Annotated in this window: 28 protein-coding genes; 16 read left to right on the forward strand and 12 right to left on the reverse strand. The window is 62.6% G+C overall.

Features of this window, described 5'->3' with window-relative positions; translation table 11 throughout:
• Positions 1–41: 41 nt before the first annotated feature.
• From CXY71_RS13740 to CXY71_RS13750, 3 genes are all read right to left on the reverse strand, one after another.
• The gene (locus CXY71_RS13740; RefSeq protein ID WP_104136357.1) at positions 42–1,079 is read right to left on the reverse strand and encodes an ABC transporter permease; all 1,038 of its coding nucleotides are present in this window, start codon (positions 1,077–1,079) and stop codon (positions 42–44) included.
• Complete coding sequence (locus CXY71_RS13745; RefSeq protein WP_104136358.1) at positions 1,076–2,596, reverse strand: sugar ABC transporter ATP-binding protein; 1,521 nt, start codon at positions 2,594–2,596, stop codon at positions 1,076–1,078. The genes CXY71_RS13740 and CXY71_RS13745 overlap by 4 nt, the downstream gene beginning before the upstream one ends.
• Before the next feature lie 81 nt (positions 2,597–2,677).
• Positions 2,678–3,715 (reverse strand): autoinducer 2 ABC transporter substrate-binding protein, encoded by a 1,038-nt coding sequence (locus tag CXY71_RS13750; RefSeq protein WP_104136360.1) that lies wholly within the window; start codon positions 3,713–3,715, stop codon positions 2,678–2,680.
• A 211-nt stretch (positions 3,716–3,926) separates the two neighbouring features.
• On the opposite strand from CXY71_RS13750, the gene CXY71_RS13755 reads away from it, so the two are divergent.
• Entirely contained in the window at positions 3,927–4,697 is a 771-nt protein-coding gene (locus tag CXY71_RS13755; protein ID WP_233198290.1) for a DeoR/GlpR family DNA-binding transcription regulator, read from the forward strand.
• A gap of 12 nt (positions 4,698–4,709) precedes the next feature.
• Positions 4,710–5,597 (forward strand): NAD(P)-dependent oxidoreductase, encoded by an 888-nt coding sequence (locus CXY71_RS13760; RefSeq protein ID WP_104136363.1) that lies wholly within the window; start codon positions 4,710–4,712, stop codon positions 5,595–5,597.
• Between the two features lie 289 nt (positions 5,598–5,886).
• Here CXY71_RS13760 and CXY71_RS22680 read toward each other — a convergent pair whose 3' ends face one another.
• Positions 5,887–6,093 (reverse strand): sugar transferase, encoded by a 207-nt coding sequence (locus CXY71_RS22680; RefSeq protein ID WP_104136365.1) that lies wholly within the window; start codon positions 6,091–6,093, stop codon positions 5,887–5,889.
• A 68-nt stretch (positions 6,094–6,161) separates the two neighbouring features.
• On the opposite strand from CXY71_RS22680, the gene CXY71_RS13770 reads away from it, so the two are divergent.
• Positions 6,162–6,620 carry an ATP-binding protein gene (locus CXY71_RS13770; protein ID WP_104136368.1) on the forward strand — a complete coding sequence of 153 codons (459 nt, stop codon included), beginning with the start codon at positions 6,162–6,164 and terminating at the stop codon, positions 6,618–6,620.
• Positions 6,621–6,687: 67 nt separating this feature from the next.
• On the opposite strand, the gene CXY71_RS13775 is transcribed toward CXY71_RS13770, so the two are convergent.
• The 3 genes from CXY71_RS13775 to CXY71_RS13785 form a co-directional block, all read right to left on the reverse strand.
• On the reverse strand, positions 6,688–7,422 hold the full coding sequence (locus CXY71_RS13775; protein WP_104136370.1) for a response regulator transcription factor: 735 nt from the start codon (positions 7,420–7,422) through the stop codon (positions 6,688–6,690).
• Positions 7,423–7,512: 90 nt separating this feature from the next.
• Positions 7,513–8,838, reverse strand: coding sequence for a cell wall metabolism sensor histidine kinase WalK (locus tag CXY71_RS13780; RefSeq protein WP_233204641.1), 1,326 nt, complete (start codon positions 8,836–8,838; stop codon positions 7,513–7,515).
• A gap of 233 nt (positions 8,839–9,071) precedes the next feature.
• A complete protein-coding gene (locus CXY71_RS13785) occupies positions 9,072–9,347 on the reverse strand; it encodes an LPXTG cell wall anchor domain-containing protein (RefSeq protein ID WP_104136376.1) in 276 nt (91 codons plus the stop codon).
• Between the two features lie 186 nt (positions 9,348–9,533).
• Here CXY71_RS13785 and aroQ point away from each other — a divergent pair, with 186 nt between their 5' ends.
• On the forward strand, positions 9,534–9,989 hold the full coding sequence (aroQ, locus tag CXY71_RS13790; RefSeq protein WP_104136379.1) for a type II 3-dehydroquinate dehydratase: 456 nt from the start codon (positions 9,534–9,536) through the stop codon (positions 9,987–9,989).
• A 210-nt stretch (positions 9,990–10,199) separates the two neighbouring features.
• The gene (locus tag CXY71_RS13795; protein ID WP_233204642.1) at positions 10,200–11,888 is read left to right on the forward strand and encodes an amidohydrolase; all 1,689 of its coding nucleotides are present in this window, start codon (positions 10,200–10,202) and stop codon (positions 11,886–11,888) included.
• 115 nt (positions 11,889–12,003) lie between these two features.
• Here the strand turns inward: CXY71_RS13795 and pstB are convergent, their stop codons facing one another.
• The 4 genes from pstB to pstS all read right to left on the reverse strand — a co-directional run bounded on the left by pstB (position 12,004) and on the right by pstS (position 16,087).
• A complete protein-coding gene (gene pstB / locus CXY71_RS13800; RefSeq protein WP_104136381.1) occupies positions 12,004–12,783 on the reverse strand; it encodes a phosphate ABC transporter ATP-binding protein PstB in 780 nt (259 codons plus the stop codon).
• A gap of 23 nt (positions 12,784–12,806) precedes the next feature.
• Complete coding sequence (gene pstA / locus CXY71_RS13805; RefSeq protein ID WP_104136383.1) at positions 12,807–13,895, reverse strand: phosphate ABC transporter permease PstA; 1,089 nt, start codon at positions 13,893–13,895, stop codon at positions 12,807–12,809.
• Entirely contained in the window at positions 13,895–14,836 is a 942-nt protein-coding gene (gene pstC, locus CXY71_RS13810) for a phosphate ABC transporter permease subunit PstC (protein ID WP_104136385.1), read from the reverse strand. The genes pstA and pstC overlap by 1 nt, the downstream gene beginning before the upstream one ends.
• Before the next feature lie 156 nt (positions 14,837–14,992).
• Entirely contained in the window at positions 14,993–16,087 is a 1,095-nt protein-coding gene (gene pstS, locus CXY71_RS13815; RefSeq protein ID WP_233198288.1) for a phosphate ABC transporter substrate-binding protein PstS, read from the reverse strand.
• A gap of 330 nt (positions 16,088–16,417) precedes the next feature.
• Here pstS and infA point away from each other — a divergent pair, with 330 nt between their 5' ends.
• The 7 genes from infA (at position 16,418) to CXY71_RS13850 (ending at position 20,661) form a co-directional block, all read left to right on the forward strand.
• A complete protein-coding gene (gene infA / locus CXY71_RS13820; protein ID WP_035834638.1) occupies positions 16,418–16,639 on the forward strand; it encodes a translation initiation factor IF-1 in 222 nt (73 codons plus the stop codon).
• Positions 16,640–16,706: 67 nt separating this feature from the next.
• On the forward strand, positions 16,707–16,820 hold the full coding sequence (gene rpmJ, locus CXY71_RS13825) for a 50S ribosomal protein L36 (RefSeq protein ID WP_035834639.1): 114 nt from the start codon (positions 16,707–16,709) through the stop codon (positions 16,818–16,820).
• A 143-nt stretch (positions 16,821–16,963) separates the two neighbouring features.
• Entirely contained in the window at positions 16,964–17,338 is a 375-nt protein-coding gene (rpsM, locus tag CXY71_RS13830) for a 30S ribosomal protein S13 (RefSeq protein WP_092449488.1), read from the forward strand.
• A gap of 45 nt (positions 17,339–17,383) precedes the next feature.
• Positions 17,384–17,782 carry a 30S ribosomal protein S11 gene (gene rpsK, locus CXY71_RS13835; protein WP_035834641.1) on the forward strand — a complete coding sequence of 133 codons (399 nt, stop codon included), beginning with the start codon at positions 17,384–17,386 and terminating at the stop codon, positions 17,780–17,782.
• 134 nt (positions 17,783–17,916) lie between these two features.
• Positions 17,917–18,906, forward strand: coding sequence for a DNA-directed RNA polymerase subunit alpha (locus CXY71_RS13840; protein WP_092339419.1), 990 nt, complete (start codon positions 17,917–17,919; stop codon positions 18,904–18,906).
• Between the two features lie 49 nt (positions 18,907–18,955).
• Positions 18,956–19,480 carry a 50S ribosomal protein L17 gene (gene rplQ / locus CXY71_RS13845; protein ID WP_104136390.1) on the forward strand — a complete coding sequence of 175 codons (525 nt, stop codon included), beginning with the start codon at positions 18,956–18,958 and terminating at the stop codon, positions 19,478–19,480.
• A 137-nt stretch (positions 19,481–19,617) separates the two neighbouring features.
• On the forward strand, positions 19,618–20,661 hold the full coding sequence (locus tag CXY71_RS13850; RefSeq protein WP_104136393.1) for a GNAT family N-acetyltransferase: 1,044 nt from the start codon (positions 19,618–19,620) through the stop codon (positions 20,659–20,661).
• Positions 20,662–20,737: 76 nt separating this feature from the next.
• Here CXY71_RS13850 and CXY71_RS13855 read toward each other — a convergent pair whose 3' ends face one another.
• Positions 20,738–22,705: an acyltransferase family protein gene (locus CXY71_RS13855; RefSeq protein ID WP_233204643.1), complete on the reverse strand. Its 1,968-nt coding sequence runs from the start codon at positions 22,703–22,705 to the stop codon at positions 20,738–20,740.
• A 92-nt stretch (positions 22,706–22,797) separates the two neighbouring features.
• Here CXY71_RS13855 and truA point away from each other — a divergent pair, with 92 nt between their 5' ends.
• From truA to glmM, 4 genes are all read left to right on the forward strand, one after another.
• A complete protein-coding gene (gene truA, locus CXY71_RS13860) occupies positions 22,798–23,736 on the forward strand; it encodes a tRNA pseudouridine(38-40) synthase TruA (protein ID WP_104136397.1) in 939 nt (312 codons plus the stop codon).
• A 144-nt stretch (positions 23,737–23,880) separates the two neighbouring features.
• Positions 23,881–24,327, forward strand: a complete 447-nt coding sequence (rplM, locus tag CXY71_RS13865) for a 50S ribosomal protein L13 (protein WP_092449498.1) — start codon at positions 23,881–23,883, stop codon at positions 24,325–24,327.
• Positions 24,328–24,377: 50 nt separating this feature from the next.
• The gene (gene rpsI, locus CXY71_RS13870) at positions 24,378–24,863 is read left to right on the forward strand and encodes a 30S ribosomal protein S9 (protein ID WP_092107287.1); all 486 of its coding nucleotides are present in this window, start codon (positions 24,378–24,380) and stop codon (positions 24,861–24,863) included.
• Positions 24,864–24,882: 19 nt separating this feature from the next.
• Positions 24,883–26,244 (forward strand): phosphoglucosamine mutase, encoded by a 1,362-nt coding sequence (gene glmM / locus CXY71_RS13875; RefSeq protein WP_104136400.1) that lies wholly within the window; start codon positions 24,883–24,885, stop codon positions 26,242–26,244.
• Positions 26,245–26,248 lie beyond the last annotated feature (4 nt).

Below are 26,248 nucleotides of genomic sequence, written 5' to 3' on the forward strand. Positions count from 1 at the left end.
CTGCAACGCAATTTGACGCGTCTCGTTTGATTTCTGCTCACTCATGACGGCACGACCGTTTCCCGGGGCACGATGACTTTCTTGGACGCTCGACGTGCGCCCAGCGCTTGAATACCGACACCGATGACGAGCAGAAGACCCACTGCGGTGCGTTGCCAAGCCGAGGGGATTCCCATCAGGATGAGGCTGTTGTTGATGAGTTGAATCAGCAGCACGCCCAGGACGGTGCCGAGTACCGACCCGCGACCGCCGAAAATGGATGCCCCGCCCAGCACAACGGCCGCGATGATGTCGAGTTCCGTTCCGAGCAGATCTTGCGGGTTGGCGCTGCGAGTGAGCGTAACGTGCAGCACACCGCCGAAGGCGGCCAGAGCACCGACCAGGGCGTATAGGGCCAGCTGGATTCTCACGACGGAGAAACCGGCCCGCCGCGCGGCTTCGGTATCACCGCCGATTGCGTAAATGCCTCGACCAAACATCGTGCGGCGAAGCATGATGTGAACCAGCAGGCAGAGAATCACTACGGGCACGATGAGAACGTGCAGCGAGGCGACCGTGCTTCCGTCACCGATCGAGACAAGATCCATGGTTGAGAAGTTGGCCATGCTGGCGGGCAGTTCGGCGATATAGCGGGAGCCGACGTAGGCGAGCAGTACTCCCTTGAAGATTCCCTGCGTTCCCAGCGTCACGATGAGGGTCGGAAGCTTGAAACGCGCGATGAGTCCGCCGTTGATGAGCCCAAGCAGGGCCCCCAGCACGAGCGCGACCCCGAGAACGCCGAGTACACCGAAATCCATCCCGCTGGTCTGCATCAGCACGACCGTGGTGTACGCGGAGAAAATCGCGATGGCCGGGAAAGATACGTCGATTCCACCCGAGACGATCACGATGAGAACGCCGAGGGCGAAGATCATCGGAACGACAGAAGCACGGATGATGGAGAAGAATGTGCCAAAACTGAAGAAATCGGGATTGACGGCGGTCATTCCGATGATCAGGAACAACACGATGAGCCCAAGGATGCCTTCGTTGTTGGCCCCACGGAGAGCGGCCGGTGACCATCTCGTCGTCGTCTTCATGCGGACATCCGTTCTTGGATCGCATCGACCTGAATTTCGTCGCCGGTGAACGACGACGTCAACCGGCCTTGCTGAATGACAATGATGCGATTACACACAGAGACGAGCTCGGGAACGTCGTCGGAAATAACGATGAGCCCCATTCCGTGCGCGGCCTCGGCGCGCAGGAGGGTGAGGATCTCTTCCTTTGACCCAACGTCAACGCCTACTGTCGGACCGTTGAGAATGAGAATTTGGGGTTGATTGGCGAGCCATTTGGCCAGGACGACACGCTGCGCGTTTCCGCCAGAGAGACTCCGCACTGGGGCGCTCACATTGGGAGCCTTGATGTGTAGTTTGTCGAAAAAAACCGAGATGGTCCGGGCGATTCGTTTGTTATCGAGCAGGTGATTTTTCATACGATATTTGTCGAGTGAGCTGGCGATCATGTTGTCGGCGATGGATTTGTCCAGGAAAAGCCCCTGTGTGAGCCGGTCCTCGGGCACGTAGCCGATTCCGGCGTCGATGGCATCGCGGATGCTACGGATGTGCACTTTGCTGCCGTTGACGGTGGTGTGCCCGGACTCGGTCGGCAACACTCCGAACAGCGATTCGGCGATCTCGGAACGGCCCGAGCCGAGCAGCCCGGTAATTCCCAGGATTTCACCGCGGTGCAGGTCGAATGTGATGTTCTCGAATTCGCCCATGCGGGTGAGAGCGTGCACTTCCAGCACGGGCCGTTCGTCATACTGGGGTGGGTTGATGACCCGAGACTCGTCGATGTCGCGACCGGTCATATGGCGAGAGATCGATCTGCGGTCGAAGTCTGTCGCTGGGCCTGATGAGACGCGATCGCCGCTGCGCAAGATTGTGATGTCCTGCGAGATCGACAGGGCTTCTTCTAGTTTGTGACTGACAAACATCAGGGCCACTCCGCGGGCCTGAAGTTTTCGTACCAGTGCGAACAACCGGTCGACCTCGGTGTGAGTCAACGCCGTCGTTGGCTCGTCCATGATGATGACCCGGGCGTCGTTGATCAGCGCCCGACAGATTGCTGTGAGCTGGCGGTCTGCCACCGAGAGCGTTTCCACGTAGGCATCGAGGTTGAGAGTAAGACCCAGCTCCTGCACGATAGCGTGAGCGCGCGGGCGGCTCTGGGCCAGAGAAAACGTCTTACGCTTTTGGGCGACGGCGGAGGTCAGCACGATGTTCTCTGCCACTGTGAGGTTTGGAAACAGCGAGAAGTCCTGGTAAATGACCTGGATGCCCAGCTGGATGGCCTTCTTGGGAGTCATGAATGGATGCGAAACTCCGTCGATCAGGATTTCACCGGAATCCGGGCGTTCAGCGCCGCTGATGATCTTGATCAGAGTTGACTTACCGCATCCGTTTTCGCCAGCCAAACAATGAACGTGGCCTGAGGTTAGCGTGAGTGATACCCCTTTGAGGGCAGTCACGCCCCCATAGGTCTTGACGATGTTGCGTGCCTCGAGCACGGGAACTGAGCGATCGGGTGCGGTGGAGTCTGTGTTGCTCATGCTGATCCTTCGCTGAAGGGGATCCTTCGCTGAAGGGGATCCATCGCTGCAGGTGCGATGGATCCCCTGTGGCTGCTGTTCTTAGAAGTCGAAGTCGCCGACGTTGTCCTTATCCACGATGATCGATGCATTGCCGTTGAACGCATTGGCGATGCCTTCAACCGGGATCAGCGAGTTGTAACCTTCAACGCCGAGGTCGGTACCTTCTTTGATGGTGTCGCCATTGGCCAAAATCTGGGCGGCGGCGAGCATCGCTTCTCCGGCGAGTGCCGGGTCCCAGAAGAAGGCCTTGTCGATGGAGCCGTCTTCAAGGTATTTCTTGGCGACCGAGGGAATCGATGTGCCCATTACGCAGACGTCATCCTGCAGCCCCGCTTCCTGCACGGCGCGGGCGATGCCTGCGACGTCAGTTCCTGCTGAGCCTTGGAATCCCTTGATGTTCGGGTATTTGGCGAGAACTTCCTTGGCCCGCTGGTAGGCCGTGTTCTCATCTTCCTTGGACTCGATCGGGTCGGAGACCCGAGTGATTTCTGGGAAGTTCTCATCGGCGTATTCCTGTGCGCCGCCGACCCAGTCCATGTGCGTCTTGGCAGTGAGCCCTCCAACGAAGGCTGCGTACTCGCCCGTGCCGCCCATGCAGTCGCCGAGGTTTTCCATGATCAACCTGCCGTAGGAATTGTTGTCGAACGCTTCAATATCAACGTCGACGTTTTTCATACCGGCAGCTTCGTGAGCGACGACAATGATCCCCTGCTCGCGGGCCTGAGTAAGGATGTTTTCCAAGGCTTCGGGGGAGTTTGGGACCACCGTGATGGCGGTCGGGGACTGCGGCAGAAGGTCCTGAATGATCTGGATCTGCTTTTCCGGGCTGGCATCGTCGGCGCCCTGCTGGCGGGCGTCAACTCCGGTGCGGGCGGCGTAGCTGTCGACGCCGACCTCCATGCGGTCAAACCAACCAACACCGGCGATCTTGACGACCGTCACCATCGTCATGTCCTCTGGGGCGATGGACCCCGAGGCGTTGTCGCCGCCGCCCGTGCTGCCGGTCGTTCCACAGGCCGTCAAGGCCAGTGCTGCCAGACCGGCAACCGCCAAAGACTTATAGCCTCTGCGCTTCATCTTTCACTCCTTTGTGTGCGGATCAGGTGATGTCTTTAGACGCCCCCGGCGTTGGCCTCAGAAGGGCCAGCGCATTTTGTGTTTCTAGAATGCGGTGCGTTTGCGCACTTGTCAAACAGATTTAGGCAGAAATATGTAATTTCGCGCAGAAACGTGCAAGAATTCCGTATATGTCGCGCAAATGTTATAAAAGACTCAGCACGGGGGGCACGTGAGCAAACTTCGACAGTCGATCATTCTGAAAATGGTTGAAGAAGCCGGATATCAGCAGGTTGGCGCCCTCGCATCTGCCCTCGGCGTTGACGCCTCCACCATTCGACGTGATCTCGAGAAGCTTGAGAAGCTCGGCACGATTGAACGCAGTCATGGTGGGGCCTCGCTACCGGAGCCGGCTTCGCGGCAGGACGTTCCTTTCAGCGTGAAGGAGCGACAGCATGGCACCGAAAAGTCAGCTATTGGCGCGGCCATGGCCGAACGAATCGGTGACGGGCAAACCGTGCTCCTCGATAGCGGGTCAACCACCCTCGAAGTCGCCCGTCACCTGAGCAACCGCAGTGGCCTCACGTTGATCACCAACGATCTGCGCATTGGCCTCGAAATTGCAACGCATAAGCATGCGCACGTCGTCGTTCTGGGCGGCGAGTTGCTGCCGAATGTCTATACCCTCTGGGGTGACAACGCAGTCACTCAACTGAAGAAACTCAAGGTTGACGTCGCCGTGTTTGGTGCGGATGCCGTCAATGCGAACGGCATCACCAATACCAATGGGTACGAGCTAGAGCTGAAACAAACGATGCTCTCCATTGCAACGTCTGCCTTTCTCGTTGCGGACAGTTCCAAATTTGAGCGTCAGGCGCTCTTTCGCGTCTTTTCACTCGCTCAGATGACGGCGGGAATCACCGACGATCTGTTCGATCCGATCGTCGCCGCAAACTACCCAGTCCCCATCATTCGCGTACCGGTGACGCGAACCCTTCTATAAGTCAGGAATAACATGAGCGCAGTCGCATTTATCGGTTTAGGCACCATGGGACAAGGCATGGTCGCCAACCTCGTTGCTGGCGGGCACGACGTTACGGTCTGGAACCGCAGCACCGTCGTGACCGATGCGTTGCCGTCGGAGCGTGTTGTTGTTGCCGACAGCATTGCAAAAGCCGTCGCCGGTGCCGAGTTCGTGATGTATGCCCTGGCCGACGACGTGGCAGTCAACGATGTCGTTCTCGGAGCCCGGGGAATTGCGGCGAGCGTCGATGTCACGTCGATTGTCATCGACCTGTCGACCATCTCCCCGGCCGCCAGCGCAGCTGAAGCCGCGGCCTTTTCTGCGCGCGGCGTGCGCTTTCTCGACGCGCCTGTTTTTGGATCCAAGGGAGAGGCGGCCAACGGAGGTCTGTGGATCGTCGTTGGCGGGGATGAAGCGACCTTCGAAAGTTCCAAAGTCGTGCTGGAGCCGATCAGTGCCACCATGCACTACATGGGGCCGTCGGGGAATGGCGCGAAGATGAAGCTCGTGGGAAACCTCGTGGTTGCTGCCCAGCTGGAAGCGCTGGGGGAGTCACTGTCCCTCGCGAAAAAAGCCGGTCTTAATCTTCACGACGTTCTCGGCGTATTTTCGGTCACCGACTTTCGCTCTCCAATCTTTGATGGTGTCGGTTCTGCGGTTATCGCGGATGACTATTCCCCAAGCTTTGCGCTCAAGCTCATGCTCAAGGACGGCAACCTCGTGAAGGACTTCGCCGAAAGTCTCGATGTGGCGGTACCGGGCACGATGGCCACCGTTTCAACCATCGAGCGAGCCTTTGACGCCGGATACGGCGAAGAGAATGCATCCGCTCTCATCAAGGTTCTCGCCTCTGACGCCGGAGTGAACCTGGCCAAGTAGCGGGCCGCCGCCGGGTTGCTCGCACGCCTGGTCTCGATCGCTCGTATCACGCGCCTCGTGCGTCGGGCCTCGCACCTCGACCGGGCGGGGTAAGGCGAGCCGCGTGCAGAACTCAGCCATCTCGCCTCGGCTTGAATGCGCCTATGGAAAACTCTGCTGGGAGAGACTGCAGCGTGCACCCTGCGCGACTCGCGAAAGCGCCATATGCACGTCCGCGTTCGGCGCATAGGGGGCTCTCCAGCGAATCCATGACAAGAATATTGACGCCCTATTGAAAAATGAAAAGACGCTAATAGTCTTGAAAACTAAGGGTGTCTGGGGTGGCTGGCCATTCGGCAACTGCTGTCATCGATTGAAATTTGATCGTGTGAAAGCGTTGACCGTTGATTCCGACGCATCCCTGAAAGAATAATACGTTTTTCGAACCGCTCAACCACACCGCGAGCGCGATGACCGCGAACACGTGGAAGAGCATAACGGTGAGCAGCGTCGACATGAAAAAGGAGCGCGCGTACGCTCGGTATATAAAATTGATACGGATTAATAGAAATTTAGAGGAGCGGTATGAGCGGGCCGATTCCGTTTACGCCGACTTTTGGTGTCACGCCACCTGTGCTGGTCGGCCGGCGGTCGATCATTCGTGAAGCCGATGAAGCGATTACCGATGGCCCTGGCGCTCCAGATCGAGCGATGCTCATCAGAGGCGCCGGTGGTACGGGCAAGACGGCGACGCTCAATGCAATCGAGGATCAGGCTCACTATCACGGAAGACGCACGCCCGGGCTTGCCTGCGTCGGTCGTCGTCTGTGGCGATACGCGGGCGATAGCGCCACCATCACGGCCAGGCACGCTAACCGGGCCATCCCGGAAGCCAGTACCCGGCTCGGGGATCTCGTTCATGCGCCCGCCGTGCAGGCACTCTCTTCCACCGATCGTCGATACCTCCAGGCAATGGCACGGGACGACGGTGCAAGTACTTCGGCGAACATTTACATTCGCGAACAGTTGCTGGCCGACGAGTGAGCGCAAACTCGGTCACAGACCCTTCGACTCAGGTCGACCGACGCGGGTTGGGTTGCGCTGCGCCGGGCTACGAGCCCGCGGCCGCCAGGCGGTAGCCGACGCCGCGCACGGTTTCGATGCGCTCGGCCCCCGAGCTCGTGTGCCCGATCTTTCTGCGCACATTGGCCACGTGCACCTCGAGTGATCGCCGGTCGGAATCCGCCACGAGACCGCTCGTGGCGTAGCTCTCTCCGTGCATCTTCAGAATGAGTTCGGCCTTGCTGTGCACCCTGTTGCCGGGCTGGATCAGGCTCGCGAGCAGGTCGAATTCGCTGCGCGTCAGCAAAACAGATCCCCCATCTACCTCCACGAGGCGCCGTTCGGGGTTGAGGCGCAAGCCGTCGTGTTGCAGCCAGCCGCTTTTCAAGGGATCGAGATCAGTCACAGGCGTCGTTCGTCGCAGCACGGCGTCGATGCGGGCGCGCAGTTCTCCGGTTCTAAACGGCTTGGCCACGAAATCGTCGGCTCCGGCGCTCAGGCCGCGCACGACGTCGATCTCTTCGAAGCGGGCGGAGATCATGATGATGCTCCGGTCGGTGAGTAGGCGAATGCGTTTGAGGGTTTCGAAACCGTCCATGCCGGGCATGTTGACGTCGAGGGTCGTCAGGGTTGGGTTCAGGTCTTGCACGAGCTGCACTCCCGCGGCGCCGGTGCGGGCGATCTCCACGACGAATCCAGCCTCGATGAGAATGGCCTCGAGCACCTCGCCAATGTCGGCGTCATCTTCGATCACCACGGCCACGCGTTCAACGATCTCAGTCATGGCGCCCCCCGTTTTGCGTGCCACTCGAACTTTACCCGTCTGATCGGCGTATTAGCTGCGTGCTGCCGGTCTGGGTTCGACCGGTGGTTCTCAGGTGCGGGCGCTTTTAAGGGCATCGGTGTCTACACCGCTGATTCCAGTCAACACCGCTGCGGTCACGGTCGAGCGCAGCGGTGTGGGTACCGGCAGCGCCGTGAGCGGCAGCGTGAGCTCGAACCGGCTGCCCGCAGTCGACGAGTGCGCCAGGCGCAGATCGCCGCCGTGCCGCCGCGCGATGTCGCGACTGATGCCGAGGCCCAGCCCGGTACCGGTCTGGGTCGACAGCCGTGCCGACTCGGTGCGAAAGTACGGCTCGAAAACCCGCGCGCGATCGGCCGCAGCGATTCCGCATCCGCTGTCGGTAATCGCAAACGTCACCGTGTCGCCATCGCGTGTCTCGCTCACGGTCACCGTGCCGCCGACGCGGTTGTACTTGACGGCGTTGGAGAGCAGATTGTCGAAGACCTGCCGAATGCGATTCGGGTCGACCTCAGCCCAGGCCAAGGCGGCGGCGGTGACATCGATGCTGACCTGCCGCGCATCGGCGGCAGCACGGCTCGCAGCCAGGGAATGATCGATCAGCACCCGAACGTCGGTCGCCGCGCGGTGCAGCTCTAGCTGAGGGGTGCCGGTGCTGCGCGCGAGCAGCAGATCGGCGAGGATCGTCTCCATCTGCTCGACGCCCCGCACAATTACCCCGGCTCGCCGCTTCACCGTCTGTGCCTGCTCGCTCGAGCGCTGCACCAGCTCGGCGTTGCCCAAAATAGAAGTGAGCGGAGTGCGCAGTTCGTGGACGACCGCCTCGATCAGGTCGTCACGGGCCCGCACCGCCTGTTCGGTGAGCGCCGTCTGTGCTGCCAATTCGCGGCGTTTACGACGGATTCGTGTGCCCGACACCCCCGCTGCCGCCGACATAATGATCATGGTCAGCGGAAAAGCGACGAGGCGGGTGAACTCCCTGGAGTCGAATTCGGCGTAGCCCGCGAAAAAGTTGTTCGGGCTTGTCGCGATCACGACGGTGAGGCAGATCACGAAACCCCACGGGCCGAAGGAATAGGCGATCCAGATGATCGGCAGCATGAGCAGCAGCGCCCCGCCGGAAAGCATGGGATCGTCGGCCAGCGCCGTTAAACGGATCCCCAGAATATCCACCAGGGGTACCAGTAGTGACAACCGCTGAAATAGTGCGGTGCGGCTCCACAGAACGGTCGCGAGTGTCACGAGCACGATCATGGCTGCCCCGCAGGCGTACAGCACCGGGTCGAGGGTGTTCGAGCGGCCCACCACCACGGCCGTGCCCACGACCAACAGCGCCCCGAGCACTACGATCTGAAATTCCCACAGGGATCGGGCATAGTCCGCGTGGTGTCTCGCCATGCCCATTTTCCCCATGGCGGTATCCTAACCACTGGGGGCGCAAGTGGGAGTCCGTGAACGGGGTGCTGTTCCCATGAGTGTGCCGCTCAAATCGGCCCGCAACTCATGACTCGGTGAGTGAAACTCATAGTTCGGCGAGCGGATGCCGCAGCCGGCGTGTGAGCCGCCCGCATCCGCTCGCCAAGGCCGCCATCGACCAGCGCGAGCAGTCTGTGCAGCGTCGTTCAACCGGATCAGGCGGTGGCGCGCTGTCGCCTGCTCGTGGTCACCAATGCGAGGCCGAGGAGGAGCGCGGCGCCACCACCCGCGAGTAGGAGCATGGGGGTGTCGTAGCCCGTGGAGGCGAGCCCGATGTAGCCGACATATTTTTCATCTGGCGGCACCGCGGCACCCGTCACGGCCAGGGACGACTTTTCGTCGGGAACGTAGGTGACAGCGGATGCTGCGGCCGGCACGGTAAGGAGGGTCAGCGCGGCCAGTGTGGTGATGGCGAGGAGCTTCTTGAGCATGAGTAAATTCCTGTCAGAACGGTTGTTTTGGCACGAATCGAGGCGACGGGTCTGCCTCGAACGCCTCACCGTACCGAGCTTTACCGTAGATATCTACGGGGAATTGACGATTTGTCACCTATTTCGGCTGACTGTTATGCTCTCTGGCCGCGCTGCGCGGCGAAATTTACCGTGGAACAATTACGTATGATCAACGAGACTTCGCCCCCGCCGCTCTTTCTGGTGCTGAACGGCCCGAATCTCAACCTCCTTGGCACGCGCGAGCCTGAGCGGTACGGGTTCGAAACCCTGCTCGACCTCGAGGCGCGCGTCACTGCCGCGGCCGCCCGGCTGAACGTGCGGGTCGAGTTTTTTCAGAGCAACCACGAGGGCGCGCTCATCGACGCCATCCACGGCGCCCGTGGTGTGGCCACCGGACTCATCCTCAACGCGGGGGCCTACACCCACACCTCGATAGCCATTCGCGATGCGATTGTCGGCGTCGCCATCCCTACCGTCGAAGTGCATGTCACCAACGTGCATGCGCGCGAGGAGTTTCGTCACACCTCTTATATCTCCGAGAAAGCGGATGCCGTCATCGCCGGCGCCGGCTTGCTCGGCTACGTCTTCGCCCTCGAGCTTCTGGTCGCCAAGTACGCCTAATACGGGCGTTGCCCCGCTGCGTCAGACCTGACGGGGCGCATTGGCCTTCGGTGCTAGATTCTTGCTGATGTGGCGGTTGCGAACTTTGGCACGCCCGCAGTGCTGCGCAGTTCAAGAAGTTCGTCGGCCGTCATGGCGGGGCGATGCTAGCCGCGCACTCGGCTGTAGGGTGACTGTTGCGGCGCCAGCCCTCGACCGAACGGACGAACCATGCCCGATCTTGTTTTGCGCTCCGTCAGGCAGCCTGGCGACACTTCATTCTCGGATGTGCACATAACCGGCGGCGTCATCACGCAGATTGTGCCTGCCGGCACCATGCCAAGCAGCACGACGCCAAGCAGCACAGCGGTCGTCGGTGCAGACTCAGCCAGCACGCGCCCGGTCGCTGCACACTCAACCGGCACTCACGCAACCCGACCGGCCCCGGCCCCCGCTGCAGGCTCGACGGGCACGCCCGTCGCCGTGGATCTCGACGGCCGTACCGTCATCCCCGGCCTCTGGGACGAACACGTGCACTTCACCCAGTGGGCGCTCACCGGCGCCCGGTTCGACCTTTCCGCCGCTTCGTGCGCTCGCGACGCCCTCGAACTCGTGCGCGCGCAGGCCACGGCCGCGGCGCGGTCGACCCCGTTGATCGGCGTCAGATTTCGTGATGCGATCTGGGCCGACATACCAACGCTGCGCGATCTCGATGAGGTGACGCGGGGGCATCCGACCGCTTTGATCAGCCACGATCTGCACTGTGTCTGGCTCAATAGTGCGGCCGCCGAGCGTTTCGGTGTGCGGGTCGACGAATCCGGACTGCTGCGCGAACAGGCCGCGTTCGCCCTCACGATTGCGCTCGGCCAGCTGCCCGATGCCGAGGTCGACGCCCTGGCCGCCCAGGCCGGAACCCGCGCCGCAGCCCGCGGCGTCGTCGGCGTCGTCGACTTCGAAATGACCTGGAACCGCGACGTTTGGCAGCGCCGCATCGCCAGCGGATTCGACTCCCTGCGAATCGACGCCGGCGTCTACCTGGCCGACCTCGACCGCGCCATTGCCGAGCGGATGCACACCGGCGACCGCATCGCAGACACCCGCGGCCTGCTCACCGTGGGACCGCTCAAGCTGCTCATCGACGGGTCGCTGGGAACCCGCACGGCGTTCTGCGTCGACGAGTATCCGGTCGGCGGGCATGGCGTGCTCACTGTGAGTGAAGACGAGCTGGTTGAAATTCTCCTCAACGCCAACGCGGCCGGGCTGCTGCCCGCGGTACACGCGATCGGCGATGCTGCGAACACGATCGCGCTCAACGCCTTCGAACGGGCCGCCGCCGGCCGCCTCGACAGCGCCGGCCGCACCGCCCTCGCCGAGGCCATCGACCCAGCAAGCCTGGCTGCTCGCATCGGGATGACCGGTCGCGCGCCCGCCGGCCGCATCGAGCACGCCCAGTTTCTGCAGGCCGACGACTTTGCGCGCTTCGCCCGCCTAGGAGTCATCGCAAGCGTGCAACCGGAGCACGCGCTCGACGACCGCGACACCGTAGAACTGAACTGGGCCGCGGGCGCCGACCGTGTTTTCGCCCTGCGCTCACTGCTCGACGCCGGGGCGACACTCGCATTCGGATCCGACGCCCCCGTCGCACCCCTCGACCCGTTCACCGCCATGAGCGCCGCGTCGTCGCGGGCCCGCAGCGACGGCCGCGAACCCTGGCGCCCCGACCAGGTCGTGACCCGCGCCCAGGCACTCGCCGCCTCAGCCCGCGGACGCACCCGCCTGCGCGTCGGCGACGTCGCCGACATTGCCATCCTCGACGGTGACCCGCTGACCGTCTCCGACGCAGTCTTCGAACGGATGCCCGTCGCCGCGACGCTCCTGGCCGGTCGCGTCACCCACGGCGCCGACTTCTTCGCGGGCTAGCTGACCACGGACGGGTCTCAGTGGACAACTTCGGTGGGTGAAGGTCGGGCGTCACCCACCAAAGTTGTCTACTGAGTCGATGCCCTGAAACTCACGACTCCGACCAGCGAGCGACCTACCCGAACCGACCAGAAACGTAGTCCTCGGTCGCCTGCACGCTGGGGTTTGAGAACATCGTCGTCGTGTCGTCGTACTCGATGAGCTTGCCCGGCTTGCCGGTGCCTGCAATATTGAAGAACGCGGTGCGGTCAGACACTCGCGAGGCCTGCTGCATGTTGTGCGTCACGATCACGATCGTGTACTCGCTCTTCATCTCCTCGATGAGGTCTTCAATGGCGAGCGTCGAGATGGGGTCGAGCGCCGAGCACGGCTCGTCCATCAAGATCACGTCGGGCTCGACCGCAATGGCGCGGGCGATGCAGAGTCGCTGCTGCTGCCCGCCGGAGAGGCCCGATCCGGGACGCGCGAGGCGGTCCTTGACCTCGTTCCACAGGTTTGCGCCGCGGAGGGCTTTTTCGGTGAGGTCGTCGGCATCCGTTTTCGACATGCGTCGGTTGTTGAGCTTGACGCCGGCCAGCACGTTGTCCTGAATCGACATGGTCGGAAACGGGTTCGGTCGTTGAAAGACCATGCCGACCTGACGGCGCACGAGCACCGGGTCAACGCCGGGACCGTAGAGGTTGTTGCCGTCGATGAGCACTTCACCCTCGACGCGGGCACCGGGGATGACCTCGTGCATGCGGTTGAGTGTGCGTATAAACGTGGATTTTCCGCAGCCACTCGGCCCGATGAGCGCGGTCACAGTGCGGGGCTCGATCACGATGGACACGCCTTCGACGGCGAGAAAGTTGGTGTAATAGACGTTGAGGTCGTTGACTTCGATGCGCTTAGACATGAGTCCCTTTCTAAGAAGAAGTGTTAGCGGCCCAGCTTGGGCGAGAACCAGTAGGCGATCAGGCGGGCTAGTCCGTTGAGCGCCATGACGATCACAATCAGGGTGAGCGCCGCGGCCCAGGCCCGGTCGACGTACGCCTGCGAATCCGCTCCCTGGTTGGCGTATTGCGTATAGACGAACACCGGCAACGTCATCATGCGCTCACCGAACAGGTCGTAATTCATGCTCGAGGTGAATCCGGCGATGATCAGCAGCGGCGCGGTCTCACCGATCACGCGGGCGATCGCCAGCATGACGCCGGTGACGATTCCGGCAATGGATGTCGGCAGCACGACCTTGAGAATGGTCAGCCATTTCGGCACCCCGAGTGCAAAAGCAGCCTCGCGAAGTTCGTTCGGCACGAGCTTGAGCATCTCCTCGCTCGAGCGCACCACCACGGGAATCATCAGGACCGACAGGGCAATTGCGCCTCCGAATCCAAAGCGAATACCCGGGTCGTTGAACAGCAGCGCGAACAGTGCGAACGCGAACAGTCCGGCGACGATCGAGGGGATGCCGGTCATCACGTCGACGAAGAAGGTGATGGCTTTGGCGAGCTTGCCACGGCCGTACTCAACCAGGTAGATCGACGCCAGCAGCCCGATCGGCACTGAAATGAGCGTGGCCATGCCGGTCACCAGAAGCGTGCCGATGACGGCGTGCAGCACGCCGCCGCCGGCACCGACCACGTTGCGCTGCGAGGAGGTGAAGAACGTCGGCGTCAGAAACGCGGGTAGCCCGTTGACCACGGTCGTGTAGATGATCGACACGAGCGGCAGCAGCGCGATGATGAAGGCCGCGGTCACAAGCGCCGTCATCAAGCGGTCTTTGGCCTTGCGCGAGCCCTCGACCAGGCGGGACAGCACGTAGATCGCCACGCAGTACAGCACCGTGCCGAACACGATCGTGCCCACGATGTTGAAACCATCAACGGTCCCCGACAGAAAGAGCATGGCGAAGAACGCGGCCGACACGGCCCAGCTGGCCAGCAGAATCCAGAGCGAGGAGCGCCGGGGTAGCTTGCCGGCGGTGAGCGAGTTGGTCAGCGGGGAAGCTTCCAAAACGGATGTCATCAGTTGGCTCCCGAAAATGCCTTACGGCTGTTGATAATGACTCGGGCCAGCATGTTCACGAGCAGGGTGACCACGAACAGCACGAGGCCGGTGGCCAGCAGAATATTCACGCCGACGCCGTGGGCCTCCGGAAAGTTCAACGCGATGTTCGAGGCAATGGTGTTCGAATTCTGAGCGGTGAACAGCTGAAAGATAACCTCCGAGCTGGGGGAAAGCACCATGGCAACTGCCATGGTCTCACCGAGAGCCCGACCGAGGCCGAGCATCGAGGCGGAGATGATGCCGGGCAGTCCGAACGGCAGTACCGCCATGCGGATCATTTCCCAGCGCGTTGCACCGAGGGCCAGGGCGGCTTCTTCGTGCAGTAGCGGCGTCTGCAGAAAGATTTCGCGGCAGATGGCGGTAATGATCGGCAGAATCATGACGGCGAGCACAATGGCGACCGTGAAGATGGTGCGTCCGGTGCCCGAGGCGGGGCCCTGGAACGGGGTGAACCACCCGAACCATTCCACCAGGGTGGTGTAGAACGGCTGCACCATCGGGGCGAGTACGCCGATGCCCCAGAGCCCGAAGACCACCGAGGGAACGGCGGCGAGCAGGTCGACCAGATAGCCGAGCCCCTGAGCGAGCTTGCGCGGGGCGAAGTGCGAGATGAACAACGCAATGCCGATGGCGACGGGCACGGCCATGAGCAGGGCCAGGATGGCCGAGTAGATGGTGCCGAAAACCAGCGGGCCCACGTAGGACCAGAAGTTGGTCACGTCGCCGCTGAAATCATCGGGTGCGGCGACGAACGCCGGCAGGCTCTCCACGAGGAGGAAGAGTGCCACGGCGGCGAGCATGGCAAGAATCAGGCTGCCGGCAATGACGGTAGCCGAGGAGAAGATGCGGTCACCCGGTCGTTGCCTGGCCTTGACGTTCGTGGCGGCAACTGTGGTCATGCCGGGGTCTCCCTAGAAAACAAAAAAATGGTGAAATCCTGATGCGGGGTATCGGTATTGGGCTGCGAGCGTCATTCAAGAAGACGTGCACACCCCAGTCTGCCCGATCAGCCCACGCAGTTGTGCGAGAGCGGACCGGGCAGGTGTGTTCAGGTGCTACTTGACGGTCGCGAGAACCGCGGCGACGTTGGCTTCGAGCTCGGAAGACAGCGGCGCGACACCGGCGTGCTCTTCAGCAACGGCCTGGCCGGCAGCGCTGGAGATGAACTCGATGTAGGCCTTGACGAGCTCGCCCTGCGCAGCATCGGCGTACTCGTTGCAGACGATCGCGTAGCTCACCAGAACCAGCGGGTATTCCGCCGGGTTGGTGGTCTTGCGGTTCAGGTCAAGCGCGAGGTCATCGGCTGCGCGGTCGGCCACGAGGGGCGATCCGGCGACAACTTCGGCCGCGGCCTCGGGGGTGTAAGCGACGAAGTCGGTGCCGACCATGAGCTTGGCGGTGCTGAGCGTTCCGGCCTGCGATGCATCGGCGTAGCCGATCATGTTCGTGCCGTTGGTGACAGCGTCAACGACGCCCGAGGTGCCCTTGGCGCCTTCTCCGCCGAACGGAAAGGTGTCAGACGCCTTTTCGGTCCAGACGGTGGGTGCGGTCTGGCCGAGGTAATCGGTGAAGTTCTTGGTGGTACCCGAGTCGTCTGAGCGGTGTACGGCGTGAATGACCTCGGAGGGGAGGGTCGCGTCGGGGTTCAGCGCAACGATGGCCGCGTCGTCCCAGCTGGTGATGGCGCCCGAGAAGATCTTGGCGAGCGTGTCGGCGTCAATGTTGAGTTCGTCAACACCGTCGACGTTGAAGATCACGGCGATGGGGGAGATATAAACCGGAAGGTCGACAGCCTTGGAGTCGGGAGCGCAAGAGGCGAAGGTGCCCGCGAGCTCTTCGGTGCTCATGTAGGAGTCGCTGCCGGCGAAGTCGGTGCCGCCGGCGATGAAGGCTTCGCGGCCACCGCCGGAGCCGGAGGGCTCGTAGTTGATGGTCACGCCGTTGTTGGCGGTCTGGAACGCGGCGATCCAGGCCTGCTGGGCGGCGTCCATGGAGGAGGCGCCGGCGCCGTTCAGGGTGCCGGTGAGCGTGCTAGCAGATGCACCGTCGCCGGTGGTGGCAACATCGCCTTCGTTTGCTGCACAGGAGGAGAGTGCGAGGCCTGCGGCAATGGCGATGACCGCGGGGCGGCCGAAACGCTTGAAGTTCACGTGAATCCCTTTCAAGATGGAGAACAAGACATGATTGCTGGTGCGTGGGCCGGTGCTGACCCAGAACGAGGTTAAACAAGGCAGGTAACCGCCGACCGACCGCAAGGTAAACAGGAGGTAAACGCGAGATAACGCTTCGCGCATTTCGCAGGCAGCCAACGTCGTCCGATGGCGGTCCTGGCGCGCCGGCGCCGGTCGATTATAGGACTGAATTGCCAAAAGGCAATTTCGTACCATAAGATTGATCCTTGGTGTCTGGTGCCGTCTTTCGTGGCGTGTCTGGCACCAATCCCGCGTGACCAGCATTCAATACAGAGCGACAGTGAGGGTATGGCCAAAAAAGACGGTGTCATCGAAATCGAGGGCGCGGTAGTCGAAGCTCTGCCCAACGCGATGTTTCGCGTTGAGCTGTCAAACGGCCACCGAGTTCTTGCCCACATCTCGGGCAAGATGCGTCAGCACTACATCCGTATCCTTCCAGAGGACCGCGTGATCGTTGAGCTGAGCCCGTACGACCTGACCCGCGGCCGGATCGTCTACCGCTACAAGTAACGACTGCTGTAAGTAACGGCCGACGGCATCCCGTTGGTACGAAGACAGCGAAAAACAAGGAATCACCATGAAGGTCAAGCCCAGCGTTAAAAAGATCTGTGACAAGTGCAAGGTCATCCGCCGTAACGGCAACGTGATGGTCATCTGCGAGAACCCGCGTCACAAGCAGCGCCAGGGTTAATCTCCCTTCGAGATTTACCTGAGTATCCGCAGTAAATAAGCACAGCTAGATAGCAGTTCCGGGAGCTCTTCGGGGTGACACCATCGGTTGGAGGCCGGTGTACAGGAACTGTTACAGACCTCCATCACTAAACAGGAGACACAATGGCACGTCTAGCCGGCGTCGACATCCCGCGCGATAAGCGCGTGGAAGTTGCATTGACATACATTTACGGTGTTGGCCGTACGAGGGCCCTCAAGACCCTCGCCGACACTGGAATCGACGGAAACATCCGCGTCAAGGATTTGAGTGACGACCAGCTCGTCCTTCTTCGCGACTACGTCGAGGGCACCTTCAAGGTTGAGGGTGACCTCCGCCGTGAGGTTGCCGCCGACATCCGCCGCAAGGTTGAAATTGGCAGCTACGAGGGCATCCGCCACCGCAAGGGCCTGCCCGTTCGCGGTCAGCGCACCAAGACCAACGCTCGCACCCGCAAGGGCCCGAAGCGCACCGTAGCCGGCAAGAAGAAGGCGCGCTAGGCCTCGGCCTAGCCCGCTAACGCCTTTAGGATTCAGGAGAAATTCATGGCACAACCCAAGTCGGCCGTACGGAAGCCGCGTAAGAAAGAAAAGAAGAACATTGCTGTGGGCCAGGCCCACATCAAGAGCACCTTCAACAACACGATCGTGTCGATTACCGACACGACCGGTGCCGTCATCAGCTGGGCCTCGTCGGGCCAGGTTGGTTTCAAGGGTTCGCGCAAGTCGACCCCCTTCGCCGCACAGCTGGCCGCCGAATCGGCCGCCCGTCAGGCGCAGGAACACGGCATGAAGAAGGTAGACGTCTTCGTCAAGGGACCCGGCTCAGGCCGTGAGACCGCGATCCGTTCGCTGCAGGCCGCTGGCCTCGAGGTCGGATCGATCAACGACGTGACGCCCCAGGCTCACAACGGATGCCGTCCGCCCAAGCGCCGCCGCGTCTAAAGTACTCGCTGTCATCTCGACGGGCCCGGCACTTGATTGTTGCCGAGCCCCGTCGGGACTCTTTTCTTTCAACTTTTCACACCCTCGTCATTGCAAGTGTCATATAGCGGACACTTAGCCGAAAGGAATCAACAGTGCTTATTGCACAGCGTCCAACGCTCACCGAAGAGAACATCTCGGAGTTCCGTTCACGGTTCATCATCGAGCCGCTCGAACCTGGCTTCGGCTACACCCTCGGCAACTCGCTTCGCCGTACTCTGCTCTCCTCGATTCCGGGCGCTGCTGTAACCAGCATCCGTATCGATGGCGTGCTGCACGAGTTCAGCACCGTTCCCGGTGTGAAGGAAGATGTCACCGAGATCATCCTGAACATCAAGGGCCTCGTCGTCTCGAGCGAGCACGACGAGCCCATCACCGCGTACCTGCGCAAGCAGGGTGCCGGCCAGGTTACAGCCGCTGACATTTCGGCTCCGGCCGGCGTCGAGGTGCACAACCCGGAACTGGTCATCGCAACCCTCAATGACAAGGCGAAGTTCGAACTCGAACTGACCATTGAGCGTGGCCGTGGTTACGTCTCCAGCACCCAGAACCGCAACGAGTTCTCCGAAGCCGGCCAGATTCCGGTCGACTCGATCTACTCGCCCGTACTCAAGGTGACCTATCGTGTCGAGGCAACTCGTGCCGGTGAACGCACTGACTTCGATCGCCTCGTCGTTGACGTGGAGACCAAGTCGGCCATTTCGCCGCGCGACGCTATCGCATCTTCTGGTCGCACCCTGACCGAGCTGTTCGGTCTGGCCCGCGAGCTCAACACCGCCGCCGAGGGCATCGAGATTGGCCCAGCGCCGGTTGACGCTGTGCTCTCGACCGAGCTTTCGATTCCGATCGAAGACCTCGACCTGTCGGTGCGCTCGTACAACTGCCTCAAGCGCGAAGGCATCAACAACGTCAGCGAACTGGTCGCCCTGTCGGAGACGCAGCTGATGAACATCCGCAACTTCGGGCAGAAGTCGGTTGACGAAGTGAAGGACAAGCTCGTTGAGCTCGGCCTGTCACTGAAGGATTCGGTTCCCGGATTCGACGGTGCGCACTTCTACAGCGGCTACGAAGAAGAGACCAACTAAGGCTCGCGCTTCCCGCTGCCTTTCGATTTTTTGATACTGGAGATTACCAATGCCTAAGCCCACAAAGGGCCCCCGTCTCGGTGGCGGCCCGGCGCACGAGCGCCTCATGCTTGCGAACCTGGCCGCGGCCCTGTTCACCCACAAGTCGATCAAGACGACCGAGACCCGTGCCAAGCGCCTGCGTCCGCTCACCGAGCGCATGGTGCAGTTCGCCAAGCGCGGCGACCTGCACGCCCGTCGTCGCGTTCTCGCGACGATCACCGACAAGACCGTCGTGCACGAGCTGTTCACGGTTATCGCCCCGCAGGTCAACGAGCGTCAGGGCGGCTACACCCGCATCACGAAGCTCGGTTTTCGCAAGGGTGACAACGCCTCCATGGTGCAGATGGAGCTCGTTCTCGAGCCTCTGACCCCCAAGGTCAAGCCCTCCAAGACCGCGACCGTTGCCGCGACCCCCATCGGGTCCGAGAACGTCGTTGTCGAAGACGTCGTTGCTGAAGACGTCGTGGCTGAAGACGCAGCTGTTGAAGACGTAGCCGTTGAAGACGCTGCCGTCGAGGCCGACAAGAAGTAGCACCACCATCGAAGGGGGGGCCGACGAAAGTTGGCCCCCCTTTTTTGCACCCCTTTTTCGCGAAAGTGGGTAAGCGGTTGCTTCAGCTAGCGTGAGGCATCCTTTCACCCGCTCTCGCGTGAAGATAGGGTTTAGATATGGGCGACTATACGACTTCACTGGCCGAACGCGTGGGGATTGTTGGGGCTCCCGTTCTTCCTGTGCATCCCGATGTCTCCTCGTGGCGTGCCGCCACCGGTGATGACATCGACGGTATCTGGCAGCTGCGCCAGGCCATGGGCGAGGTTGACCACCCCAACTACCTCACTGCCCGCGGTGCGATCGCCGCCGACTTCGGTTACTCTCACTTTCACGCTGAGCTCGACTCGCTCGTCGGAATCGACGCGGCCGGCCGTATCGTTGCTGTCGCCATGGTCATGTTTCCGCCGCGCCAAGTGAGCCTGGTGCGCTCGATGCCGATCGGCGGGGTGCACCCGTCACTTCGCGGTCGGGGAATCGGTCGCCAGCTGTTGGCCTGGCAACTGGCGCGGGCGAAGCAGCAGCTCGCCTCGTCGCCGAAGACCCTCCCTGGCTGGATCCTGACCTACGCCGACGAACGCTCGCCGCAGAATTCACACCTGTTCGAGCACGCGGGCCTGACTCTGGCTCGCTACTTTCTCACCCTCGAACGTGCTTTAAATACCCCGGTGCGCGTCATCGAGCCCGCCGAAGGTATTCAAATTTCGGCATATACCTCCGATCTGTCGGCGGCGGTGCATCGCTGCCGCGACGATGCCTTCATGGACCACTGGGCCAGCCAGCCGATGAGCGACGAAAACTGGAACGCCTTCGTCGGCGGAAAATGGTTTCGCCCCGACCTGTCGTTCGTCGCCCACGCGACAGATGCCGAGGGTGTGGAGAAAGTCGTCGGCTTCGTACTGTCGACCGCGAACGAGAACGTCTGGGCCAGTCAGGGTTTCACCGGCAGCTATATTGACCTGGTCGGCGTTTTAAGCGCATGGCGCGGTCGCCATATCGCGCAATCTCTCCTGGCTGCCCAGCTTGGGGCAGGCCGTGTTTTAGGCCACGAGCGGGTGACTCTGGCGGTCGACTCCGCGAGCCCCACCGGAGCCCTCGGCCTCTACACCGGCATGGGTTTCGTGCCCACGCATCGCAAGATGGCTTACACGCAAGAGTTCTGATTCTCAGCCGGGCGGAGCCGCCCACATTCACGCGTGTACGGCTGCTGGGCGGTACGTCGTCGCTTGGTCTTGGCTCTCAGCGGTACGGCGGGACCGTGGGCGCGTCGGCGTCGCGCAGCAGCCAGCTCATGTCGGGCAGCGGCGGTAGTGCGGCCAGACGCTCCAGCGCCGCACGCACCTCGTCGGCGTAGAGCTGACCGCCGCGCGGGCCCGGATGAACGTGATCGCCGGCGAGCAGATCGAGGTGCCCGGCGATCGTGTCGTGCCAGTTGGCGAGCTCGACCCGCCTGTTGCCCGAAGCGAATTCGGCCAGGGTCGCGTTGACCCCGTCGGTCCAATCGCGTTCGGCGTAAGCGTTCACGAGCACGAGCTGCCGGTCCGGGCCGAGAATGCGCAGAATGTCGACCAGCTCACTCGCCGTGATCGGGCCGTTGGTGCCGAGCCCGATCACGACCACCGAATGCAACTGACCAGCGGCCTTGAGCGCCAGCAATATGTCGTCAGCGGAATACATTCCGCGCGACACCGAAGCATCGATCGTGATGCCCGTGAGGGTGGACTGCAATTCGGGAGCCGAGGCGAGCATGACCGAGTCGCCGACAGCGGTGATCAGCCTCTCGGCCGGGGCCGGAGTTGCCGTGGCCTGGCGGGCCGCCTCGGCGGCCGCAGCCTGCGCGGCGGCGCGCGCCGCAGCATCCACTGCCCGTTGGCCGCGTTCGATGCGCAGTTGCACCGTGGTCTGGGCGGGGGCGGCCACGACAGCGGCCGTGGTGCCGCCGACCAGCAGCAACGAGAAAGTCGCGGCGGCCGCGACCAACCGGCGTCGATGCGCGGGGCCGGTCACGAGCGCACCGATCCAACGGATGCTGCCGCGCAGGCCGATTCGCCGGATCGGCTGCTCCAGCCAGCGGTAAGACAAGCCCGCGCAGACCAGGGTGATCGCTGTGGCGAGCAGCCCGATCGGCAGCAGGCCGCCGGTCGGCCACAGTAGCTGCACCAAAACGAGCAGCGGCCAGTGCCACAGGTAGATTCCGTAGGAACGTTCGCCGAGGTAGCGCAGCGGCGTCGCGTCGAGCAGCTGGCCGAATCGGCCGCCACGCACTCCGGCCCAGATGGCTAGTGCTGTGGCCAGGCTCACAGCGACGAGCCCGCCGCGGTAGGTGATGCCGCCGTCTTCGGGCAGCCAGATGGCGAACGCGATGATCGCCCCGATCGCAGCGGCGCCGAGCCAGGGCCGCAGTCGGGGCAGCTCGTTGCGTTGCCCACTGGGACGGCGCAGCAGCAGGGCGAGGGCGGCGCCGGCGAACAGTCCGAAACTGTGCGTGTCCGAGCCGTAGTAAACCCGGGTCGGGTCGGTCCCCGGCTGATACAGCACGCTCATCCAGATTGCGGAGGCGACGAATAGTGCGGTGACGATGGCGAGCCGCAGGCGCGGGCGGCGAAGGAGCAGCACGGCTAGCAGCATCAACGGCCAGACCAGGTAGAACTGCTCCTCGACGGCGAGCGACCAGAGATTGCGCAGCAGCTCGGGCTCGTTCACGCTGAAATAGCTGTTGTCCGTCGCGATCGACACCCAGTTATAACCGAATGTCGTGGCGCCGAGCAGCTGGGCGCCGAGGCCGACGAGAACATCACCGCCGATCAAAAATGCCACGGTGCAGCTGATCAGAATGACCGGTACGAGCGGCGGCACCAGACGCCGGGCGCGCCGCTGCCAAAACCGTCGCAGCGAGATGCGCCCGGTGCGGGTGTGCTCGGAGACGAGCAGGCCCGTGATGAGAAAACCGCTGATCACAAAGAAGACGTCGACGCCGATGAAGCCTCCGGGTAGCAGTACCGGAAAGAAATGGTAGAGCACGACGGCGATCACAGCGAGGGCACGCAACCCATCGAGACCGGCTAGACGGCCGCTGCGCGCGGCCGGTGTTGTGGCAGCCAGGGCCGGATTGTTGTCCGGCCCGATCACGGGTTCTTCGAGCACGGCGGCGCCGGTCGACGACGGAGTCCTCCCGGTAATGGGAGACGGTGCGACAGGGCGGGTCATGGGCAAGGTGAACATTCACGTGCCACGCGCACGGGGGTCATGGCGGGGGCGGATTCAACGATAACCCGCACGCGCCGCCTAGGCTTACCCTTGTGAATCATTTTGTACCCCGCGCCGGTCATGCCGCGCCAGGGTCCACGCGCATCAGACTTGACCTCGCCTACGACGGCACGGATTTCACCGGCTGGGCCCGCCAGCCAGGCTTTCGCACCGTGCAGGCCGACATCGAAAACGGGCTCGCCGGAATTCTGCAAAGCTTTCCCCCGCACCCCACTCTGATCGTCGCCGGTAGAACGGATGCCGGGGTGCACGCCCGCGGGCAGGTCGCCCATTTCGACCTCACCGCCGAGCAGGCACACTCCCTCGTGCGCATCCAGCGCGGTACCGGAAATCGCCCGCCGGTCGACCTTGGCACCGCAGTGCTGCGCCGCCTCGGCGGCATCCTGGTGACCAAGCCCGACATCGTGCTGCGCCGCGCCACGGTCGTGCCCGGCGGTTTCGACGCCCGATTCTCGGCTATGTGGCGCCGCTACGAGTACCGCCTCGCCGACCCCCTCGCGCTGCACGACCCGCAGCAGCGACTGCGCACCACGTGGCATCCGTTTAAACTCGATTTGGCTGCGATGGACGCAGCGGCGGCGACCCTGGTCGGCCTGCACGACTTCGCCGCCTACTGCAAGCCCCGACCCGGTGCCACGACCATCCGCACCGTGCAGGACTTTCGCTGGCGGCGCGATGACGACGGGCTCCTTATCGCGACCATCAAAGCGGATGCCTTCTGCCACAGCATGGTGCGCGCCATGGTCGGCGCCTGCGTTGCCGTGGGAGAGGGGCGACTCGACGGCAGCACCCTCGCGCACCTGCACTTCGACAAACACCGCATCAGCGAGTTCAAGGTGATGCAAGCGCACGGCCTGACGCTGATCGACGTCGGCTACCCGGAAGACGCCGAACTCGCGCTGCGCGCCGTCGCCACCCGCAACCGGCGGTCGCTGCCGGTCGCTGCCAAAGTTGCGCCCGCAACACTCTGAGACTAGTGTTTATCCTTGGTGTCTGTGCGTTGCAGCACGGCACCCGAACGTGAGCCCTCCATCGACAGCGTTCTCCTCACGAGAACACGCCCGGAGCGGGATTCACGAACACCTCCGTTCGAAAAAGCAGAAAGCAGCACACTAGTGACGCGCACTTACAGCCCCAAGGCAAGCGAACTCCAGCACGACTGGGTAGTCATCGATGCCACCGATATCGTCCTCGGACGTCTGGCCAGCCACGCGGCAATCCTGCTGCGCGGCAAGCACAAGGCCACCTTCTCACCGCACATGGACGGTGGCGACTTCGTCATCATCATCAACGCCGAGAAGGTTGCCCTTACCGGCAAGAAGCTCGACTTGAAGATCGCTTACCGCCACTCCGGTTACCCGGGCGGACTCACGGCGACGAACTACTCCGAGATGCTCGAGAAGCACCCGACCCGTGCGGTTGAGAAAGCGATTCGCGGCATGCTGCCGAAGAACTCGCTCGGTCGCACCCAGCTCACCCACCTGAAGGTTTACGCCGGTTCCGAGCACCCGCACTCCGCTCAGCAGCCCACGCCGTACACCCTCAGCCAGGTCGCGCAGTAGCGCCGGCAACCAGACTTCTCGACTCTTAGATAAAAAGGATTCCCATCATCGTGGCGAAGATCGCAGACCAGATTGACCAGGCTCCGGAGAGCTACTCCACCGAGACTCCGGCCGAAACCGTAACCAAGGCGCCCCGCGCCGTCCTCAACGTTCCCGGCGCAGCCGTTGGCCGTCGCAAGCAGGCCATCGCCCGCGTGCGCATCGTCCCCGGCTCCGGCACGATCGTTGTCAACGGCCGCGAGTTCGCCGACTATTTTCCGAACAAGCTGCACCAGCAGCTGATCAACGACCCGTTCAAGGTTCTTGACCTTCTCGGCTCGTACGACGTCATCGCCCGCATCACCGGTGGTGGCCCGTCCGGCCAGGCCGGCGCGCTTCGCCTCGGCATCGCGCGCTGCCTCAACCTGATCGACGAAGAGAATAACCGCGCCATCCTCAAGAAGAACGGCTTCCTCAGCCGTGATGCTCGAGTCAAGGAGCGTAAGAAGGCCGGACTCAAGAAGGCCCGTAAGGCACCTCAGTTCAGCAAGCGCTAACCCGATTGCCGACGACGATATGACTCGTCTGTTCGGCACGGACGGCGTTCGGGGCTTGGCCAACCGTGATCTCACGGCTGGCCTGGCCCTGAGCCTTGCCCAGGCCAGCGCCGCAGTGCTGACCAAGGGTCGTCGTGCTCAAGCACGCCTCGAACAGGGTCGAAGGCCCGTTGCTGTGGTCGCCCGCGACCCGCGAATTTCCGGTGAATTCTTGACGGCTGCCGTCTCGGCCGGCCTGGCCTCCAGCGGTGTCGACGTGCTCGATGCCGGAGTCATCCCGACGCCCGCTGCTGCCTTCTTGATCAACGACATCGGTGCCGACTTCGGTGTGATGATTTCTGCCTCACACAACGCGGCGCCCGACAACGGCATCAAGATCTTTGCCTTTGGCGGAACCAAACTTCCCGACGACGTCGAGGACCGCATCGAGTCCTACATTGGACGCGACACCCTGATGCCGATCGCCGGCGACGTTGGACGCATTCGTCGTTTCGCCGACGCCGAAGACCGCTACGTCGTGCATCTGCTCGGCACACTGCCGCACCGCCTCGACGGCATTCACGTCGTGCTCGATTGCGCCCACGGCGCTGCTGCCGGAGTTTCGCCGCAGGTCTTCACGGATGCCGGCGCTCGCCTCACCGTGATCGGCGCCAACCCTGACGGACTCAACATCAACGATGGCGTGGGGTCGACCCACCTCGACAACCTGGCGCGTGCCGTGCTCGAGCACGGTGCCGACATCGGAATCGCTCACGACGGCGACGCCGACCGCTGCCTCGCGGTGGACCGCGAGGGCAATATCGTCGACGGCGACCAGATCATGGCCATCCTCGCCGTGTCGATGGCCGAGCGCGGTGTGCTCAAAGACCGTACGCTCGTGGCCACAGTCATGAGCAACCTCGGCTTGCGCAAAGCGATGGCAGCCAACGACATCGCCATGGTGCAGACCAAGGTCGGCGACCGGTACGTGCTCGAGGAGCTTAACGCCCACGGGTATTCGCTCGGCGGTGAGCAGAGCGGCCACGTCATCATGACCAAGTTCGCGACGACCGGCGACGGCATTCTCACCGGGCTGCACCTCGTGGCCGAAATGGCGCGCACCGGTAAAACGCTCGCGGAACTCGCATCCGTTATGACGGTCTATCCGCAGATTCTGGTGAACGTGCGTGGAGTGAACCTCAGGGGTCTCGCTGATGATCAGATTATTGCTGACGCTGTCGTGGCCGCGGAGACCGAACTCGGCGACACCGGTCGGGTGCTGCTGCGCCCTTCTGGCACCGAGCCCATGGTGCGCGTCATGGTGGAGGCTGCTGATCAGCCGACCGCCGACCGTCTGGCGCACTCCCTCGCCGACGTAGTGCGCGACCGTCTGGCCCTGTAGTTTC

The sequence above is a fragment of the Cryobacterium sp. Y62 genome, from assembly GCF_002929785.1.
In the GTDB taxonomy this organism is placed as follows: Bacteria; Actinomycetota; Actinomycetes; order Actinomycetales; family Microbacteriaceae; genus Cryobacterium.